Genomic DNA, 2077 nt, shown 5'->3' on the forward strand with positions numbered 1-2077 from the left:
TCGCATGGGCAAGAGCGCCAATGTCGGGGTCGGCGGCAAGAAGCTCTTCCTCAACGTCTACGCGCCGACCGCAAAGCTCGTCATCGTCGGCGCGGTCCATATCAGCCAGGCGCTGGCGCCGCTGGCGCGCTCGCTCGGCTACGACGTCACCGTCGTCGATCCGCGCACGGCCTTTGCAAGCGCAGAGCGCTTCCCCGACATTCCGCTGGTGGCCGAATGGCCCGACACCGCGCTGCCGCCGCTCAACGTCGATGCCTACACGGCGTTCGTCGCGGTGACACACGATCCCAAGATCGACGATCCCGCGCTGCTGCACGCCTTCGAGCGCGGCTGCTTCTATATTGGCGCGCTCGGCTCGCGGAAGACCCATGCCAAGCGCGGCGACCGGTTGCGGGCGCAGGGCGCCAAGGACAGCGACATCGCGCGCATCCACGCGCCCATTGGCCTTGCGATCGGTGCCGTCTCGCCGTCGGAGATCGCGGTGTCGATCATGGCCGAGATCACGGCGGTGCTTCGGCTGCCACCCAAAGAAAAAGAAGAAGCGGCATGAAATTCGGCCCGGCGAGCCCCAGGGATGCGATCGGCGGGGTGACCGTCCACACCCTGCGCCAGGGACCGCTGGTGCTGAAGAAGGGCACGACGATCGGCCCTGCCGAGGTCGAGGCGCTGGAGCGCGCCGGCATCAAGGACGTCGTGGTGGTGCGGATGGAGGAGGGCGACGTCTCCGAGGACGTCGCAGCCGCCAGCATCGCGCTTGCGGTGGGCGGCGAGGGCATCCATGTCGAGCGCGCCTTCACCGGCCGCGCCAACCTGTTCGCCGCGCGCCCGGGCGTGCTGGTGATCGACCGCGCCGCCGTCGACCGCATCAACAATATCGACGAGGCCATCACCTTTGCGACGCTCACCGCCTACAAGCCGGTGGTCGAGGGCGAGATGGTCGGCACCGTCAAGATCATCCCGTTCGGCGTCGAGGGCGCCTTGCGCGATGCCGCGGTGAAGGCCGCCGGCAGGGACGTCCTGAAGATCGCCCCCTACGTCATCCAGCGCGTCGGCGTGGTCTCGACGCTGCTGCCGGGCCTGTCCTCCAAGGTGATCGACAAGACGCTGCGCGTCACCGCCGAGCGCCTGGCGCCGGCCGGCGCCAGCATCATCGCCGAGCGGCGCGTCCAGCATGACGAGCATGCGCTGTCGGCCGCGATCAAGGAATTGCTCGGACTTGGCGCCGAGCTGGTCATCGTGTTCGGCGCCTCCGCGATCGCCGACCGTCGCGACGTGATCCCCGCGGCCGTCACGGGCATCGGCGGCGAGATCGAGCATTTCGGCATGCCGGTCGATCCCGGCAACCTCTTGCTGATCGCCCGCGCCGGCGGCGTGCCGGTGCTGGGCGCGCCGGGCTGCGCGCGCTCGCCGGTCGAGAACGGGTTTGACTGGGTGCTGATGCGGCTCCTCGCCGGCATCAAGGTGACGCGCGCCGAGCTGATGGGCATGGGCGTCGGCGGGCTCCTGATGGAGATCGTGACGCGCCCGCAGCCGCGCGCGACGCCGGAGATCGAGGGCAACAGCCGGGTCGCGGCCATCGTGCTCGCGGCGGGCCGCTCGACCCGCATGGGCGGACCGAACAAGCTGCTCGCCGAGCTCGACGGCAAGAAGCTGGTGCGGATCGCGACGGAGCAGGCGCTGGCTTCGAAGGCATCCGAGGTGATCGTCGTCACCGGCCATCAGACCGAGCTGGTCGAGCAGGCGCTGCAAGGCCTGAACGTGAGGTTCGCCAGGAATCCGGATTTCGCCGGCGGCATCGCGAGCTCGGTCAAGGCCGGGATCGCGGCCGTGTCTGAGGCTTGCGACGGCGCCGTGGTTTGCCTCGGCGACATGCCGCTGATCGATGCCGGCCTGATCGACCGTCTCATCGACAGCTTCGCACCGGACCGCGGCAATCTGATCGTCGTGCCCGTCAGCGAAGGCCGCCGCGGCAATCCCGTGCTGTGGTCGCGCCGCTTCTTCAGGGAATTGATGACCCTCGACGGCGATGTCGGCGCGCGTCACCTGATCGCCAAGCACACCGAGGCGGTCGCCGAAG

General features: G+C 69.3%; 2 protein-coding genes. Both read left to right on the forward strand.

Features of this window, described 5'->3' with window-relative positions:
- A partial coding sequence (locus AC1D00_RS38300; protein ID WP_477014247.1) for an XdhC family protein occupies positions 1–550 on the forward strand: 550 nt, incomplete at its 5' end.
- The coding region (locus tag AC1D00_RS38305; protein ID WP_477014248.1) for an NTP transferase domain-containing protein at positions 547–2077 on the forward strand (1531 nt) is incomplete at its 3' end. The genes AC1D00_RS38300 and AC1D00_RS38305, both read left to right, overlap by 4 nt.

The sequence above is a fragment of the Bradyrhizobium sp. P2_E8 genome (genome assembly GCF_056403875.1).